At 55.5% G+C, this 15,585-nt stretch carries 15 protein-coding genes and 1 pseudogene; 8 read left to right on the forward strand and 8 right to left on the reverse strand.

The features are described 5' to 3' along the window. Window positions 1–61: 61 nt before the first annotated feature. The 3 genes from L0664_RS12975 to L0664_RS12985 all read right to left on the reverse strand — a co-directional run bounded on the left by L0664_RS12975 (window position 62) and on the right by L0664_RS12985 (window position 2,528). On the reverse strand, window positions 62–1,225 hold the full coding sequence (locus tag L0664_RS12975; RefSeq protein ID WP_235226311.1) for an SAVED domain-containing protein: 1,164 nt from the start codon (window positions 1,223–1,225) through the stop codon (window positions 62–64). Window positions 1,226–1,357: 132 nt separating this feature from the next. Further along, window positions 1,358–1,864 carry a Mov34/MPN/PAD-1 family protein gene (locus L0664_RS12980; RefSeq protein WP_235226312.1) on the reverse strand — a complete coding sequence of 169 codons (507 nt, stop codon included), beginning with the start codon at window positions 1,862–1,864 and terminating at the stop codon, window positions 1,358–1,360. Beyond that, a complete protein-coding gene (locus L0664_RS12985) occupies window positions 1,836–2,528 on the reverse strand; it encodes a ThiF family adenylyltransferase (protein ID WP_235226313.1) in 693 nt (230 codons plus the stop codon). Before L0664_RS12985 ends, L0664_RS12980 begins: the two co-directional genes overlap by 29 nt. Before the next feature lie 802 nt (window positions 2,529–3,330). On the opposite strand from L0664_RS12985, the gene L0664_RS12990 reads away from it, so the two are divergent. The 8 genes and pseudogenes from L0664_RS12990 to L0664_RS13025 all read left to right on the forward strand — a co-directional run bounded on the left by L0664_RS12990 (window position 3,331) and on the right by L0664_RS13025 (window position 11,207). After that, the gene (locus tag L0664_RS12990) at window positions 3,331–4,539 is read left to right on the forward strand and encodes an urea ABC transporter substrate-binding protein (RefSeq protein WP_235226314.1); all 1,209 of its coding nucleotides are present in this window, start codon (window positions 3,331–3,333) and stop codon (window positions 4,537–4,539) included. 48 nt (window positions 4,540–4,587) lie between these two features. Beyond that, window positions 4,588–5,454, forward strand: a pseudogene (locus tag L0664_RS12995) (branched-chain amino acid ABC transporter permease). A gap of 12 nt (window positions 5,455–5,466) precedes the next feature. Further along, window positions 5,467–7,278 carry a branched-chain amino acid ABC transporter ATP-binding protein/permease gene (locus tag L0664_RS13000; protein ID WP_235226315.1) on the forward strand — a complete coding sequence of 604 codons (1,812 nt, stop codon included), beginning with the start codon at window positions 5,467–5,469 and terminating at the stop codon, window positions 7,276–7,278. Further along, a complete protein-coding gene (locus tag L0664_RS13005; RefSeq protein WP_235226316.1) occupies window positions 7,271–7,969 on the forward strand; it encodes an ABC transporter ATP-binding protein in 699 nt (232 codons plus the stop codon). Before L0664_RS13000 ends, L0664_RS13005 begins: the two co-directional genes overlap by 8 nt. 1 nt (window position 7,970) lies before the next feature. Next, complete coding sequence (locus L0664_RS13010) at window positions 7,971–8,126, forward strand: hypothetical protein (RefSeq protein WP_235226317.1); 156 nt, start codon at window positions 7,971–7,973, stop codon at window positions 8,124–8,126. Continuing rightward, window positions 8,110–9,483, forward strand: a complete 1,374-nt coding sequence (locus L0664_RS13015) for an amidase (protein ID WP_235226318.1) — start codon at window positions 8,110–8,112, stop codon at window positions 9,481–9,483. The genes L0664_RS13010 and L0664_RS13015 overlap by 17 nt, the downstream gene beginning before the upstream one ends. Beyond that, the gene (locus L0664_RS13020) at window positions 9,476–10,615 is read left to right on the forward strand and encodes a transporter substrate-binding domain-containing protein (protein WP_235226319.1); all 1,140 of its coding nucleotides are present in this window, start codon (window positions 9,476–9,478) and stop codon (window positions 10,613–10,615) included. The genes L0664_RS13015 and L0664_RS13020 overlap by 8 nt, the downstream gene beginning before the upstream one ends. A gap of 1 nt (window position 10,616) precedes the next feature. Next, window positions 10,617–11,207: an ANTAR domain-containing response regulator gene (locus L0664_RS13025; RefSeq protein WP_235226320.1), complete on the forward strand. Its 591-nt coding sequence runs from the start codon at window positions 10,617–10,619 to the stop codon at window positions 11,205–11,207. A gap of 36 nt (window positions 11,208–11,243) precedes the next feature. Here L0664_RS13025 and L0664_RS13030 read toward each other — a convergent pair whose 3' ends face one another. Genes L0664_RS13030 through L0664_RS13050 form a run of 5 tightly spaced genes read right to left on the reverse strand, consistent with a single transcriptional unit; the run spans window position 11,244 to window position 15,584 of the window. Continuing rightward, entirely contained in the window at window positions 11,244–12,413 is a 1,170-nt protein-coding gene (locus tag L0664_RS13030; RefSeq protein ID WP_235226321.1) for an NAD(P)/FAD-dependent oxidoreductase, read from the reverse strand. Window positions 12,414–12,462: 49 nt separating this feature from the next. Further along, window positions 12,463–12,804 carry a RidA family protein gene (locus L0664_RS13035; protein ID WP_235226322.1) on the reverse strand — a complete coding sequence of 114 codons (342 nt, stop codon included), beginning with the start codon at window positions 12,802–12,804 and terminating at the stop codon, window positions 12,463–12,465. Then, window positions 12,801–14,201, reverse strand: coding sequence for an FAD-dependent oxidoreductase (locus tag L0664_RS13040; RefSeq protein ID WP_235226323.1), 1,401 nt, complete (start codon window positions 14,199–14,201; stop codon window positions 12,801–12,803). The genes L0664_RS13035 and L0664_RS13040 overlap by 4 nt, the downstream gene beginning before the upstream one ends. Then, window positions 14,198–14,497, reverse strand: a complete 300-nt coding sequence (locus L0664_RS13045; protein ID WP_235226324.1) for a (2Fe-2S)-binding protein — start codon at window positions 14,495–14,497, stop codon at window positions 14,198–14,200. Before L0664_RS13045 ends, L0664_RS13040 begins: the two co-directional genes overlap by 4 nt. After that, the gene (locus L0664_RS13050) at window positions 14,490–15,584 is read right to left on the reverse strand and encodes an NAD(P)/FAD-dependent oxidoreductase (RefSeq protein WP_235226325.1); all 1,095 of its coding nucleotides are present in this window, start codon (window positions 15,582–15,584) and stop codon (window positions 14,490–14,492) included. Before L0664_RS13050 ends, L0664_RS13045 begins: the two co-directional genes overlap by 8 nt. Between the last annotated feature and the right edge of the window lies 1 nt (window position 15,585).

The following is a 15,585-nucleotide window of genomic DNA, read 5'->3' on the forward strand; positions in this document are numbered from 1 at the left end:
GCGTTTTGTGAGGTATCTTCCTCGAGTATTGAATTTTGGTGGGATTACTCACCAACGCTTACTACTCAATCCGTAACCGAGAAACAAATCCGCGGTCTTTGACTTGGTCGAAGATCTCCATAGGCAAATGAGCTTTGGGTTGCCAAACGCGTCCAAACTCAACGCAGCAGGCTGCCGGAGCAGCAGGGAACACGAAAACCCCAGCCTTTTCGCCGTGAATTTGTTTGATCTCATTGAATGCGGCACGGACGACTTTCCGAAACTCCCCCAGATCGGCACGTGTCGACAAAACATCGTAACCGGGCTGTTCACAGGTTATCTCCCAGATAGAAAGATTGTCGCTTCCAACAACAGCTTGGACGCGCTCATCGTTGACGCGGTCAGTGATGCTGAGCTTGATTGCGACGCGGCTGGCGTTTGCGTCGCCTCTTACCGCGAGGGGGTTCATGCGCGCAAGACCCCTCTTCCAAGCCCAAGAGGGTGTGGGTTCCCTGTGACGAGAGAACACATCGATGTCGTGCAAGTCTGGGAGCAGCTGCCCCAGCTTAACCAAGAGCGGCATTGGTCCAAAACCAAAGACAGATAGGTGCCGTATTTTTTCAGTATTGAAAAAGCTTTCTAGCTTTTTGTTAAAGAAATTTTGAAGATCAACGGGTTCTGCGGCCCAATACACATCGTCGGTTTCACTATGCCCTGTAAGGCCAATTTTGAGATCGATTGCATGGATTTCAGCAGGTGTTTTTTCGATCCCACGCAGCGCCATGACGCAATCGTCAAAAGGGATAGATGTCTCATTGTTTTCAATGCGATTTGTGAACCGCAGAATATGTGACTGGCTTTTTGGCGAGAGACCAACCGCTCGAGACACCCAAGCCTCGTGCCTGCGTTTCATCCCGCGCAACCGGTCTTCAGGATAATCTTCGGGATGTTCGCGATCAATCTCGCGGTGGCATCCATCACAGAGTAACATCACGTTGTCGGGATCTTTCGCGAGTTGTTTGGAGCGTTCAAGGTCGCCGCGTGGCCCGTCCGCGCTGGAGCCGATAATATGAGCGATATACGCTTTGTTTGCGGTTCGGCTTCCGACAACCAGATGGCGAGTCAGATCATCATTGCATCCTTCAAGCTGACAACGACCAGCGGCACGTGCCCATACCAAATTGAGAGCCTTGCCTGTAACGTTCCCATGGCGGCCTCTAGATGTCTTTTTTGTCTTTTCCGCCATGTAACCGTCGTCTCCATACTTTTATTTGTTTGCCAAATAGCTTTGCTGTTAGGCTTTAAGAAAAGAGGAGCAGACCCGCCGTGTTCGACTTGCGTTTGACTGCTTGGCTCCACCATAGTCATAGATCACTTCTTAAGGCTCCAGCATATCCGGCTCAAGGATCAGGTCGACGGGTGTCGGAACGTGCCCTTGCACAAATAGGTGGGTACTGGCTTCGAACCACCAATGCCACCGAAGCCTTGCAATCAACAAAAATGCAAATCGAACCCCTCCCGATCCATCGACAAGATCTTGCATGGCGTGAACATCTTGTAGGCTTGGATGCACACTGAAGCTGGGATGGGTATGCCATTCGCCAAGGTAATTGAAACGCTCGTAATCAGCACCGGTCCGATCAAAGAAAGCTGCAAGCGCCTGATCGTGTTGCGCAGCATTGCGTACGAAGTTTGAGCGAGTGCCGCTCACTGCGTCCACTGAAAAATCAACGATCCGAAACCGCTGATCCCCAAGATCTTCGCCCATGATCATCCCACCTATTTCACGGCGGCCTGCACGCAGCATAGGTGCGCGAAGCTTGCGGACGACATCTTTGGGAAGAAGTATCTGCATCTCAAGTTTCGCTTGGGGACAGGTGTTCATTCAAGAGGCGAAGAACGGCCCCTGGCTCTAACTCTTCAGCGGTCCCACCCCATGCGCCGGCTGGTTGAAGGTCAATTGGTCGGGTGTCAAACGGCTGGCCGAAAAGCCACTCAGAAGAAAACCCAACGACATAAGCGGACATAGGGAAGATGCTCCCGATGGGTCTTGAAAGTAGGTCTGTTGCGAAACGTGTGGCATGACCTGCCATTATGGAAATCTCTGCGTCTGATGCAATCTGTGGCGTGCCTTCGGCATTCTGCTGCTCGTAAGGATTGCCCGCAATTGGGCGAACCCATTCGACATTTTGATCTTGGCACCAGGTCACAATTTGCGCGCGCGCTGCAAGAGGGACCGGATCAATATCGGGACGGGAACGCGCAACGATGCCACCAATGCCCCCAGCAAAGACTTCTACCCAGACCATTGGAACTTTTTTGCGTGTCGCGACAGATGCGATCATATTAAAAGCTGTTGGTTCTGCGGTGGCGTCGATCAGAAGATCACAGTTTCCAAGTTGTTCCAGAGCACCGGCCATTGATTTTGCACTCTCTTGACCACCCAGAGTGATTTGCAGTGTTTTGACGTCGACACTTGGGTTTATTCTGATCAGTCGATCACGTAGGGCTTTCACTTTATGCGTGCCGCTGCTGCGCAGGGGTGACATTATCGCTTTGCGGCTACACAGATCAAAATCGCATAAGGTTCAATATGTCGAATTTATCTTCGGCAATTTTCTTGATCTGCTGGGGTAGGGATTCACGATCGCGGAAAGTGAACTATGATCTAAGGTAGCCGTTGATCACCCCAAATTCTGGACTGAATGGGATCATTAAGCTGCCGTTTGGAACAGGTTCTGCTGACATCGTTGGTTGCGTGCTCATGGTTTGAACCTTGGAATAACGCAGGCTTCTATTAGTCGTGCGGATCAACATGCAGACATGATTTATGAAAATTGCGCAAGTTGCTCTCGTGTTGTGGCAGGTCTTATTTATCCTGCACTGATTGCAAACTGGTCCCGAAAAACTATCGGCATCCGTCCAAGCCCCGCCAAGATTAACCGATGTCGAATGGCACAAAGATGATGAAACTATATTACATTGGCCGGTATTTCCGGTGACTGTTTTGATGGAAATTTCTGCTTTGCAGCAGGTTGTAACTGCTGGTTGGTAATCCCTCGCGCAAGGATCAAAAAGCTACGATAAGCGTGTATTTTAAGAACGTCGAAATGAAGCTATACCTGTAAATTTAAAAATTTTGATATTAATCAATGTGTTATTGATTGAGGGTGATCAGCACACTCAATGGGTTGACATCGCCACAGTAACAAATCACGCTATGATAGTGCGATGAAGCACCTGAAATCATCAAGCATCGCAGCTGGGCATTTGTTCTGTTGTGAATTTTTGATTCTTGCACATAAAATTTCGGATGTTCAGTCTGCCTCTCTCAACAGGGGAATATCTGAAATGAAAAACGTCCTTAGCATCAGCACCATTGCACTCACCGCGGCCCTTTCGGCGAATGCGGCGTTGGCAGACATCAAAATCGGGTCCATCTTTGATTTGACCGGCGGTTTGAACATTTACGGCATCCAGCAGGGCAATGCACTGGACCTCGCGGTTGCAAGCATCAACGCAAATGGCGGCGTTCTGGGCGAGCAGATCGAAGTGGTCAGCTACGATTCACAATCCGAGCTGAGCAAGTACACACAATTCGCGAACACCTCCGTTTTGCGCGACGGGATCGCGGCGATGTTTGCCGGCCTGACCAGTTCATCCCGAGAAGCCATCCGCCCGGTGTTTCGCGATGCCAACATCCCGTATTTCTATCCGTCGCTTTACGAAGGTGGTGCCTGTGATCGCCAGACTTTTGTGACCGGATCATCGGCGTCCCAGCAGTTGGAACCGCTGATCAAATGGGCCATCGAAGAATACGGCCCCAACATTTACATCATGGCGCCTGATTACAACTTCGGCACAATTTCCGCGCACTGGGTTCACGAATATGCCGAACAATTCGGTGGCACGGTTGTCGGCGAGGATTTTCTTGCTTTGTCTGTTACCGACTACGCGCCGGCCATTCAGAAAATTCAGCAATCCGCGCCTGATTTTGTCGTCGCGCTTCCGGTTGGGGCGAACCAGACCGGATTTCTGGAACAATTCGCGGCTGCCGGGTTGAAAGACAACATCGGTGTCGTGTCCTCGAACTACGGGTCCGGCAATCAACAGGTCGTTGTGTCCACGCAAGCCGGCGAGGGCCTGATCGCAAGTGCCGGATATTTCATGCACGTCGATAATCCGGCGAACGATGAATTCGTGGCGCAGTGGATCGATGCTTACGGCGATGGCACACCGATTGTGTCCGTCGCGGTGGATACGTGGAACGCGGTGCATGTCTGGGCCGCCGCGGCCGAGGCCGCGGGGACGACCGATGCAGATGCGGTGATTGCGGCGCTGGAAAGCGGCATCACCTTTGATGCGCCAAACGGCACCGTCACGATGGAACCCGGATCGCATAATTTGCGCCAGAACATCTACATCGTGCGGGGCAACGCGGACAGTGCGTTCGATACAGTTCTCAAGATCGAAGACGCGGCCCCGTCTTATGAAAACGAGGTTTGTGATCTGGTTGCGTCCCCTGATCTGGCCGAACATTTCACCCCCGAAACTGACTAAATTTGCCGGGCGCATCGGTCACGGTGCGCCCATCCCAAGGAGGTTCCAATGGAACTAGATTTCTTGGCGACAGTGCTGCTGTCGTCTTTGTCCAGCGCATCCATTCTGCTGATCGCGACGATCGGTCTGGCGGTGGTCTACGGTTTGATGGGTGTCATCAATCTGGCCCATGGCGAGTTTTTGATGGTGGGCGCGTATTCGGCGCTGACGGCGACACAGATCGGCATTCCCTATCTGTTGGCCATCCCGTTTGCGGTGGCGATGACCATGCTGATCGGGGCCATCGTCGAGGTGTTGATTATCCGAAAGCTCTATGGGCGCATTTTTGATACGATGCTGGCAACTTGGGGCCTTGGGATGATCTTCAACCAAGGGGCTGTTTTGTTATTCGGGACAGTGACACCCGGCATCGGAATGCCGTAGGGCAATATCCAGATCGGCGGCTATAGCCTGGCGATCTATCCGCTGGCGATGATCGGGATCGCGGCGCTGATGGTTGTCTTCGTCTATGTCTTGATGACCAAATCGGTCTACGGAATGAAGGCCCGCGCGTCCATCCAGTCGCCCGAAATGGCGCAGGCCATCGGCATTGAATCGGCGCGGGTGAACACGCTGACCTTTGCGGTCGGCTGCGGGTTGGCCGGGTTTGCTGGTGCAATACTATTGCCGATTATTCCAGCAACCCCATCAATGGGTTTATTCTTTGCGGTCAAAGGGTTTCTGACCGTCGTTGTTGCGGGTCCTGTGACCTTGACCGGCAGTGCGCTTGCCGCGCTTGGCCTTGGTGGGGGCGCGTCCATCACCGCAAGTTTCATGACATCCGTGATCGGCGATGTCTTCTTTTTCCTCATGACCGCATTGCTGCTTTGGCTGTTCCCGCTCGGGATTTCGGCCAAATGGCGTCGCAAATTGTAAGGCGCATTTTCAATGTCACAAAAACTATTCAATTCGGCAGGATTGGTGTTTCCGGCACTCGCGACACTGATCGCGCTTGCGGTGTCCGGCCTGCTTAACCCGTACCTCGCCTTTGTGGCGACCTCGTGGATCATCGCGGGGTTGCTTGGCCTAAGCCTTGATGTGGTTTGGGGGCGAGGCGGGTTCCTCGGCCTCGCGCAGACGGCGTTTTATGGCCTCGGGGGCTATTTCGGCAGCGTCATCGCGATCAATCTTGCGCCGTCGCTGGGCAACACACTGATCCTCGCCTTGCCTGCGGGCGCGTTGTTTGGGGCGGTTGTGGCGGCGCTGCTGGGCTATATTATTTTCTACGCGCGTATGGGCGCGCTGCAAAGCACGATCCTGTCGTACACGTTCACGCTTTTGTTGTGGTCCGTCACGCAGACCTATCGATTGGTCGTTGGCGACGCGGTCATTGGCGGGGACAATGGCCTGTCAAACATTCCGGGCATTGTGATTGGCTTTGGAAGCGAGGCGAGCAAGCTGAAACCCAACGCCGCGTTTGTCGTGGTCGTTATCGTGGCCGCCGCGCTGTATTTTTTGACCCGCTTTTTGATGAAAAGCACCTTCGGGCGGATCGTGGACTGCGTGCGGATCGACCCTGAAAAGACGGAACTTTTGGGCTACGATGTGCGTAAAATTCAGGTGCTCAACTTCTCATATGCGGGGGCCATCGCTGGCGTTGCGGGGGCGTTGTTCGCGCTTTGGGCAAACTACCTCAACCCGTCGATCTTTTCGGTGCAAGAGGCGTTGTTGATCCCGATTTACGTTCTGGTCGGGGGCTTGGGCACTTTGGCGGGGCCGTTTCTGGGCGCGCTGCTGATCGGCAGCCTGTCGTTCTGGCTGGGCAGTGGATCAGCGGGCGGGCAGACCACCCTGATCCTTGGTGCTGTGCTGATCCTGCTGGTCCTATACCTTCACAACGGCATCCTTGGCGCGCTGGGCGATCTGTGGAAACGGTTTCTACCCGACCCCAACGACGCCGCGCGCCACGCCGGTGCCGTCCAGATTGACGAAGCCGTTCTAGGTCAAATCCTTGAGGACGCCGCGATCGAGGCGGGTCCTGCCAAGGACCTTCAAACGCGCGATGCGTTCAAGCGGTTTGGCGGTGTCATTCCGGTCAACAACGTCACGCGGACGTTTACGCCCGGTCGGCCTTATTCGCTGATTGGTCCCAACGGGGCGGGCAAAAGCTCGTATTTGAAAACCTGTGTGGGGTTGTACCAACCCGAGGGCGGCACGGTGTCTATTGGGGGGCAAAACGTCACCCGCGCGCCCATCTTTGAGCGGGTGCGCAACGGCATGGGCGTGAAAAACCAAAAGCCGCAGGTGTTCGGCGATCTGAGCGTGCGCGACAACCTTTGGGTGGCCGCCTACGCCCGGACAAAGACGCCGCAAAAGGCCGTCGATGTGAGCGACAAGATCCTGCGCATGTTGGGGATGGAAGAACAGGCCGAGGTTCAGGCTGGGGCACTTTCGCACGGTCAGCAACAATGGCTCGATATCGGGATGGTGCTGTGTCTGGCGCCGCGTGTCGTTCTTTTGGATGAACCGGCGGCGGGCATGACCACGCAAGAAACGCGCGAATTGTCGGCGCTGGTGCGCATCCTTGCGCGGCACACCACGGTCGTCGTTGTCGAACACGACATGGAATTTGTGCGCACGTTGCAGGGGCACGTCACCGTGTTGCATCAGGGCGAGGTATTTGCGGAGGGCGACATTGAAACGCTGCGCGCGGACGATCGCGTTCTGGACATTTATTTGGGGAGGCGCGCGCATGTTTAAGATCAAAAATGCCACCGGCGGCTATGGCAAAACCACCATCATTCGCGACGTGTCGCTTGAGGTGAAGCAAGGCGAAATCGTTGCCCTGCTGGGCCGTAATGGCGTCGGGAAATCGACGGTCATGCGCTATGCAACCAGCTTGATCCCTGCAATGTCTGGCTCGGTTGAGATTGACGGTCGACCCGCCCCGAATTCACCCGCCAAACGCGCGAAATTGGGGTTGGGGTACGTTCCGCAAGGCCGGTTCGTGTTTCCCCGTATGACTGTGACAGAAAACATTGCTGTCGCGGCGGCCACCAACGGGCATGACGCCAAACGGGCGGTGGCCGAGGCGATGGAGGATTTCCCGTTGCTGCACCCCAAAGCTGGCGACTTGGCGGGTGGATTGTCGGGTGGTCAACAGCAGGTTCTTGCGTTGGCGCGTGCGCTGGCCACGGTCCCGAAAATCCTACTGCTAGATGAGCCGACAGAAGGTGTGCAGCCATCAATTATCGACGAAATGGCGGGAATCCTGAAGCGCATCAACCAAGAGCGCGGCATCGCGATCCTTGTGGCGGAACAGAACCTCGATTTCTGTCTGTCGATCAGTGAACGGGCCTACGTCATGGAAAAGGGCGAAGTGCGCATGGAGACCGACCGCGACAGCCTTTTGGCGGACAAGGACCTGCAACAGGAATTGTTGGGGGTTTGATATGACAAAGGATCAAGATCTCACGCAAGACCAGAAAGCGCGCATTGCAGCGACCTTGGCCCGCATTCGGGGTGGCCTGAAAACCCTAACGGGATCCCCGTTTGACGAGCCAGCACACACCTTTGTTGCGGAGGCGTACTATGTTGAAACCACCTAACCCGATCTGCGATGACATCCGTGCCCTCGCCACAGGGACGCAAACGGCAGTTTCGCTGGCTAAACGGGCCTTGGACCGCGCGGCGGGCGCGGCGGCCTTGAACGCGTTCGTTACGATTGATCCGGGCCACGTCTTGGCCCAAGCCGAAGCTTCAGATGCGCGGCGCAAGGCTGGAACGCCGCTCAGCGCTATTGACGGACTGGCGATTGCGTTCAAAGACAATTACCTGACGGTGGATTATCCCACGACCGCCTGTTCGGATGCACGACCGCTTGAACCCGGCGGCATGGATGCAACGGTCGTCGCGCGGCTACGGGCGGCAGGGGCTGTGGTGTTTGGAAAAACCAACATGCACGAATGGGCCTACGGCGCGACCAACACCACATCCAACATCGGCAAAACAAACAACCCGCACAACACGGATCACATCACGGGCGGTAGCAGTGGCGGATCAGCGGCAGCCGTCGCCGCAGGGATAGTGACCGTAGCAATGGGCAGCGACACTGGGGGATCTATTCGTATTCCGGCCAGTGCATGTGGCATTTATGGTTTCAAACCCAGCTATGGCCGCGCATCGCGATATGGGGTTTTGCCGCTCAGTTGGTCGCTTGACGCAACGGGGCCAATCGCTACGTCCCTAGATGCGATTGCCGCGATCTTGCCGATCATACTGGGGCCTGATCCCAACGATGTATCGACCCACACTGCAGTGACGTTCCAGACCCAAGAACCGCCTGCTAACGTCAAGATCATCAATCTGGTTGGGCCGGGCCTTGAGAGGACGGGCGATGTCGACGCATGCCTTAGATTAGCGCTGGGCAGGCTGAGTGCAGATGTTGAGGATCGCGAATTGGCAGGGGTGCGGCATTATTTTGCCGCGTGGGAGGCGATTTTGCACTGTGAGGCGTCGTCGTATCATGCGGAACTCCTCGCGCGAAACCCGACCGGCTTTTCATCCGTGACCCGCGCGCATCTTGAAGCGGGCAAGGAGCTTAGGGCTGTTGAGGTCTTGCACGCCCAAAAACTGCGGGCGCGGCTGATCAAGACCTTGTTGTCCGAATTTGGCAATTGGGATGTGCTCTGCTTGCCAACGTTGCCGGTGACGGCCCCGCGACACGGTGATGATTGGCAGGAGTTTGGTGGGCGGCGTGTGAGCACGCAGGACGCCATGACGTGGTTTTGCTGGATCGGGAATTTGGCGGGCTTGCCGTGCTTGACGCTACCAATCGGAACCGGGACATCCGGGCTTCCGGTTGGTATGATGTTGATGGGGCGGCCCGGTGAGGATGAAAAACTCCTCGCGATTGGTCAGCAGGTCGATGAACAATTGGGCGCAGGCAGTGGCACGGATGGATAAAGGTAAGATCAAGATCGGCGTGCTGTTTTCCCAATCCGGATCAATGTCCGTGACGGAAAACGCGCATCTGCAAGGCACGCTGCTGGCCATTGAAAAGATCAACACCAGCGGCGGAATTGACGGCAAACTTCTCGATCCGATCATAATGAACCCCCAAGGGGACGATCAGAAATATGCGGAAATGGCGACCGAACTCTTGCTCAAGGATCGGGTGAATTTCATCTTCGGGTGTTGCTTGTCGTCAAGCCGCAAGGCCGTGTTGCCCATCGTCGAACGGTTGAACGGTATCTTGTTTTACCCTTCGGTTTATGAAGGCTTTGAATATTCGCCAAACGTGATCTACGGCGGCGCGACGCCGAACCAATTGGTCATTCCATTGCTTGAATACATTTATGCACATCACGGGCAGCGGATCGGGCTGCTCGGTTCTGACACGCTTTATGCACGCGAGATCAACCGCATCGTCAAGGAATTCGTCACCGATAGCGATGGCGACATCATCGGCGAATCCTACCTCCCCTTCGGTACGAGTGGACCGGATATGAAGGCCGAGTTGCGCAAGGTCTTTGCAATCAAACCCGATGTGATCATTTCAACAGTTGTGGGGCAGGACAGCGTCACGTTTTATGACGCCCATGCAGCGCTGAGCGAAGGTGCAGCAAACGCGCCGATCGCGTCCCTGACGACAATGGAATCAGAACTCGCGCAGTTGCGGACGCAAGCGCGGGCCGGGCACATCGCGGTCGCCGCATACTTCGGATCGATGAATACGCCGCAGAACATCTTGTTTCGAAAGGGCTTTGAGGACCGATATGGTGGCGAGCGTAGTCCCAGCGTTTACGCAGAGGTTGCCTATTCGCTTGTTCACTTTTTCGCTGAAGCCTTTCGTTTGAGCGGCAGTAGCGATACGGACAATGTCTTGTCCGCGTTGTCGGGCGCTGTCTTCAAGGCGCCGGGGGGCGATCTATCGATTGATCTGGATACCAACCATTTCACGCTTCGCCCGCATGTTGCGGTGTCAAATGCCGATGGATCCTATGAGATCGTGTGGCGCAGCAAAACCGCGGTTCGCCCTGACCCTTATTTGATCACCTATAATCGCTCGGTTCCGCAACCAGAAGTGGCGCTCTGACATGCAAGACGAGCGAGACGACAAACTTCTTAGACGCCTGCGTCAAACGCGGGTGTTGGTTATTCATCCCGATGACGAAGACCGCAAGACGCTGAACGATCACCTTCGGCGTATCGGGTGCCAGACGAGCACGATTTGGCCAGTTCCGACGTCTGTGCCTGATGATGTGGATGTGGTCATGTTCCTTTTGAACCGTCTTGACGACGCAAAGGACCTCACGTGGATGGCCAGCAGTGACACGATCACAAGGATTGCAATCGTCGCTTACGAAACACCCGAAATTCTGGCTGAGCTTGAGCGCCTTCACGTGCATGGCGTGTTGTCCAAACCTGTCCGCGTGTTTGGCGTTCTGTCCGCGCTTACGACGTCCATCGGCGTCGCCCGCCATGAGGGTCGATTGAAACAGCGTATCAAATCGCTTGATGAGACGTTGAAGGCACGTCGCCAGATAGAGAAGGCGGTCGCCATTCTGTCCCAGACCAAGAACATCACAGAGGCAGATGCCTATAAACGGCTGAGGGACAAATCCATGTCGTCGAAGATCGCAATTGCCGACCTCGCGGAAGCCATAATTTCTTCGAATGATATCTAGCTTGATGACCCCAAACGCATGGCGTTTTGTTTGCCACTAAGAGGCAAATTCTGCGATGCTCTCTGAACCATTTTCACGCGAATTTTTACGAAACCTTGCCGGATCGAACGCATCAATCGGCAAAGTGGCCCCTTGGTCGATGATCAATTCGCTGAGGATTTTCCCACATATCGGTGCCATCTGGTATCCGTGTGCCGAATAGCCAAAACTGTGGAACACGTTGTCTTGCCGACCTTTGCCGATCACCGGAATGTTGTCGGGCATAAATCCTTCGATTCCCGCCCAGCACCTGACGATTTTCGCGTTTTCCATGATTGGAAAATACCGCCGCGCGGTGGCCGCCGATAATGCCAACCCCTGATAATCGAGGTCGGTTTTATTGGTCTCGAGATAGGCGTTGCCGACATTGCCGCCGCCGATCAGAACGGTTCCGTTCGGGAATTGTTTGAACGACAGGGGGATGCCCTGTGCACCGGCGACGCCGTCCATGAAATGCGGCATCTTTTCTGTGATCATCAGCATCGGTGCCCTTGCGTCAATCGGCAGGTGATCCCCCAACATGGCAGCAATTTTTCCACCCCAAGCGCCAGAACAATTTACGATATTTCGGGCTGTGATTGTGTGGTGCGCGGTTCGAACCGACCAGTCATCTGCAACACGACTGATGTTTTCAACGCCGCTGCCCTGATGAATGACGACGCCCAACTCGATGCACTTTGTGTAAAATGCCCGCACGGTTTGGAACGGATTTGCATACCCGTCACCTGTGACGGCCAATGCCCCGATGCAGTCTTTTGAAACGGCTGGCACAAGGTCGCGCAAGGTCTGCTGGTCGATGATCTCTTCGTGCTCGAACCCGATCGCACGGACCTGTTTCGCACGCTCACGCAGTTGGTCCATATGGGTTTGCGTATCGGCCAGCTTCACCTGAAAAGAGGACACGAAACCGCAGTCGTCATCAACAAGGTCAGTCATATTTTGCCAGATATCGGCAGATGCAACGGACAAAGGAACTTCGGGCAATGCACGCCCCAGACGACGCACACCACCGGCATTCGCGCTCGAGGCGTGACGCCCCACACGGTCTTTTTCAAGCACCACGACCGTCATCCCGCGCATGGCCAGATGCAAGGCGGTCGAAAGACCATGCAAACCACCCCCTATGATGATCGTTTCAGTGGTGATCGAATTGGACTTCGGGTTCATTTTCGTGCCTCGTCTGAGGTGACTGTCGGGTTCTGGGCCGTGCTGTCCGTTAGGGGCAGGCGGCTGTGATAATGATCTCGACCTTCAATTCGGCCCGCCCGAGTTTTGCTTCACTGCAGGCCCGGGCAGGCGCGTGGCCCTGCGGTATCCATGCATTCCAGACCGCGTTCATCTCTGCGACATCGTCGATATCCGCCACCCATATGATCGCCTGTAGGATGTTTTCGCGGTTTGAACCGACTTGCGTCAAAAGATCATCGACACGCGCAAGGCAGTCCGTTGTTTGCGCAGCCACAGTATCGCCATCCCCGACTTGCCCGCAAAAATAGGCCACGCCATTGTACTTTACGATTTTGCTGAGGCGTTCGGTCGTATGAAGTCTTTGTATCACGTCGCGGTCTCCGGTTCTTTGGGGGTCTCAAGGCTGGCCAGTTCTTTCAACGTTATGGGTTTGAGCGGTGCGCGAATGCGATACGCCCCCACGGCGTCGTGGGACTGGTTTGTTTCATGGGCGAGGATCTGGGTGACTGTCAGCCCGCAATAACGCCCTTGGCATGGGCCCATTCCGGGCCGGCCAAAGGATTTGGCCTGGTTTGGTCCCTTGCATCCAAGGCTGGCGAAACGGCGGATATCACCAGCGGTGACTTCTTCGCATCGACAAATAATCGTATCGTCGGCGGGCCTGAGAACATCCGTAGGCGGTGGATAGGCTGCATCAAGAAACGGGCGAATGGCGAGTTCAGAAGACCGCTTTTTGAGCAATGGCGCGGCGCGCGTTTCGCAAATGCCCCTCGGTATTATGCCGATCTGACACACTGCGTTCAGGGCGCTGATTTTACCCGAAAGCGCCGCGACCTTGGCGCCGCCAATCCCGGCACCATCCCCGGCAATCGAAAACACGCTATTTGAGGACTGCCCGAACGCATCGGTCACGGGATGAAAGCAGTGTTGTTGGGCGTTGTAGACGTGTTTCAAACCAATCGAACGCGTGATCTGCGTGTTGGGAACAACACCTTGATGCAGCAACGCGCTTGTTGTCTGGATAGAATGGCTTTTCCCGTTTGCGTCAAAACTGACCCGATCCACTTTGTCTTCGCCGTGGATCGCGATGTTGGTGGCAGCGGTAAAACGAGGAACGCCAGCCATCCGTATCGCAGCGATCAACTGCAAACCCTTCGCCAGTTGTTTCCAGCCCTTGAGCGCGGGCACAAGGTGACGGGTCGCGCCCAACAAATCCTTTTTGGTCTGCGTTTCGATCACGGCTTTGGGGGGCGCCCCGGCGGACACCAATTGTTGCGCAACAAGATAAAGCAACGGGCCAGACCCGATCAGCACGGCATCTGTCGGCACGATCCCTGCGGATTTCATCAAAATCTGTGCTGCCCCGACAGTCATTGCGCCGGCTTTTGTCCATCCGGGCAGGGGGGTGGGACGTTCTGTTGCCCCGTTTGCAATGATGATGTGGCGGCCTTTGATCTGCGCCGCTGTTTCCTCTTTGCTATAGGCCACGGACCCGTCCTGACCGACTTTCCAAACGGTAACGCCCGTGCGGTGAACGACCCCTGACTGTTCAAGATCGCGCACCATCTTGCCCCCTTCAAGGTAATCAGGCCCGAGCACTTTGGTGCGCGCCGATGTGGATTGGGACACGTTGCGATAGATTTGCCCCCCCGCACTGGCCTGTTCATCCAGCAAACAGACGGTTGCCCCGTGGTGATCTGCCTCTAACGCCGCGGAAATTCCCGCAGGGCCGGCACCAATGACGATAATGTCGAACGGGTCATTCATGTTTCGATGTCCTTATTGATGATCGGAACGCGGGACACTTTCATGCCGTCACGCACCTTCGTCATGCAGGCCTGCACATTCATCCCGTCCACAAACACGAGGCAGTCGTAACATGCGCCCATCATGCAAAACGGACCACGAGCGGATTGACTGACCGGTGTTTGGCGGAAAATTGAGACATCTGCGGCCAGTAACGCGGCGGCGACGCTCATGCCGGGGGTGGCACTAACCGGCTGATTTTCGAACAAGAACGTGACGCTGTCTTGCACGTCCTCGCCCTCCATAAGTTTAAACATGGAACCTGCTTTCGCTAAATTGGGAGACGTCCGGAGCCCTGTTTCGTTCCAGAATCCAGTCGGGCATCAGGCTGGCATGTGCCGCAGCAAGCGTTATGCCGCTGTGACAGGTCACGAAACTTGCGCCGCGCGCGGATTGGGACCGTTGGTAGATCGGATAGCCGTCGGGCGACATAATGCGCAGCGCCGCCCAGCTTCGGACCAGTTTCACGCGCTCCAGATGCGGGAAAATGTCGATTGCGTGCTGCGCGAGAGAAGCGCTCGTTGCGATGTCTTCGCTGTCATTCGTCCCCGCTTCGCTTTTGGATGCGCCGATTTGCACGCCACCTTCATTGACCTGCCGAATGGTTCCCGACGGGTATTTCAAAAAATGAGGGAGCTTTTCGGTAATCAGAACTTGGCCCTGTTGGGGCCTGATCGGCGCGTCAAACCCAAGTTCTTCGGCCAGTTCAACGGAACCAAGACCCGCCGCGAGAACCAGCGCATCACCGTCTATTTTCGCGCCGTCCGCCAGCAGTACAGAAAAATCCCTGTCGCGTGCGCCCACGCTGATAACCTGCGCCCCTGTCCTGATCGTTCCGCCAGCATTGCGCACCGCAATCGACAAGGCCCGCAGCAGGGAAAGCGGGTTCACATGGCCATCCATGGGAGAGTAAATGCCGCCCACGACTTTGGGGCCAATTTCCGGAACGAGTGCCTTAAGTTTGCTGTGGTCCAGAATTTCAAAAGGATAATCGTCATCCAGTTGTTGCGCCAATTGGGACAGGGATCGACCGCGTTTTTCCAAGACGTCTTCGTCCGTGAAATAATCAATGCCACCGGCATCCTGATAGGCGACGTCGACACCCGTTTCGACCAAAAGATCCTTGGCAAAACCGGCCCAAAGGTCTGCGGACCGACGTGACCACGTCGCGTAATGTGGCGCGTGTTCGCCTTTGCCTTGGATCCAGATGAGTCCGAAGTTCCCGCGCGACGCCCGAAAATCATCGTCGGCACCGTCCAGAACGACGACATCTTTGCCTCGTTTCAATAGTCCGTAGGCGATGGACAAACCAACGACGCCGCCTCCTATGACGATATGGGCCATC

Source organism: Octadecabacter dasysiphoniae (assembly GCF_021532615.1).
GTDB lineage: Bacteria > Pseudomonadota > Alphaproteobacteria > Rhodobacterales > Rhodobacteraceae > Octadecabacter > Octadecabacter dasysiphoniae.

Excerpts from the sequence above, each read along its gene's own strand:
- L0664_RS12975 (WP_235226311.1), bottom strand. The coding sequence starts at position 1,225 with ATGGCGGAAAAGACAAAAAAGACATCTAGAGGCCGCCATGGGAACGTT.
- L0664_RS12980 (WP_235226312.1), bottom strand. The coding sequence starts at position 1,864 with ATGAACACCTGTCCCCAAGCGAAACTTGAGATGCAGATACTTCTTCCC.
- L0664_RS12985 (WP_235226313.1), bottom strand. The coding sequence starts at position 2,528 with ATGTCACCCCTGCGCAGCAGCGGCACGCATAAAGTGAAAGCCCTACGT.
- L0664_RS12990 (WP_235226314.1), top strand. The coding sequence starts at position 3,331 with ATGAAAAACGTCCTTAGCATCAGCACCATTGCACTCACCGCGGCCCTT.
- L0664_RS13000 (WP_235226315.1), top strand. The coding sequence starts at position 5,467 with ATGTCACAAAAACTATTCAATTCGGCAGGATTGGTGTTTCCGGCACTC.
- L0664_RS13005 (WP_235226316.1), top strand. The coding sequence starts at position 7,271 with ATGTTTAAGATCAAAAATGCCACCGGCGGCTATGGCAAAACCACCATC.
- L0664_RS13010 (WP_235226317.1), top strand. The coding sequence starts at position 7,971 with ATGACAAAGGATCAAGATCTCACGCAAGACCAGAAAGCGCGCATTGCA.
- L0664_RS13015 (WP_235226318.1), top strand. The coding sequence starts at position 8,110 with ATGTTGAAACCACCTAACCCGATCTGCGATGACATCCGTGCCCTCGCC.
- L0664_RS13020 (WP_235226319.1), top strand. The coding sequence starts at position 9,476 with ATGGATAAAGGTAAGATCAAGATCGGCGTGCTGTTTTCCCAATCCGGA.
- L0664_RS13025 (WP_235226320.1), top strand. The coding sequence starts at position 10,617 with ATGCAAGACGAGCGAGACGACAAACTTCTTAGACGCCTGCGTCAAACG.
- L0664_RS13030 (WP_235226321.1), bottom strand. The coding sequence starts at position 12,413 with ATGAACCCGAAGTCCAATTCGATCACCACTGAAACGATCATCATAGGG.
- L0664_RS13040 (WP_235226323.1), bottom strand. The coding sequence starts at position 14,201 with ATGAATGACCCGTTCGACATTATCGTCATTGGTGCCGGCCCTGCGGGA.
- L0664_RS13045 (WP_235226324.1), bottom strand. The coding sequence starts at position 14,497 with ATGTTTAAACTTATGGAGGGCGAGGACGTGCAAGACAGCGTCACGTTC.
- L0664_RS13050 (WP_235226325.1), bottom strand. The coding sequence starts at position 15,584 with ATGGCCCATATCGTCATAGGAGGCGGCGTCGTTGGTTTGTCCATCGCC.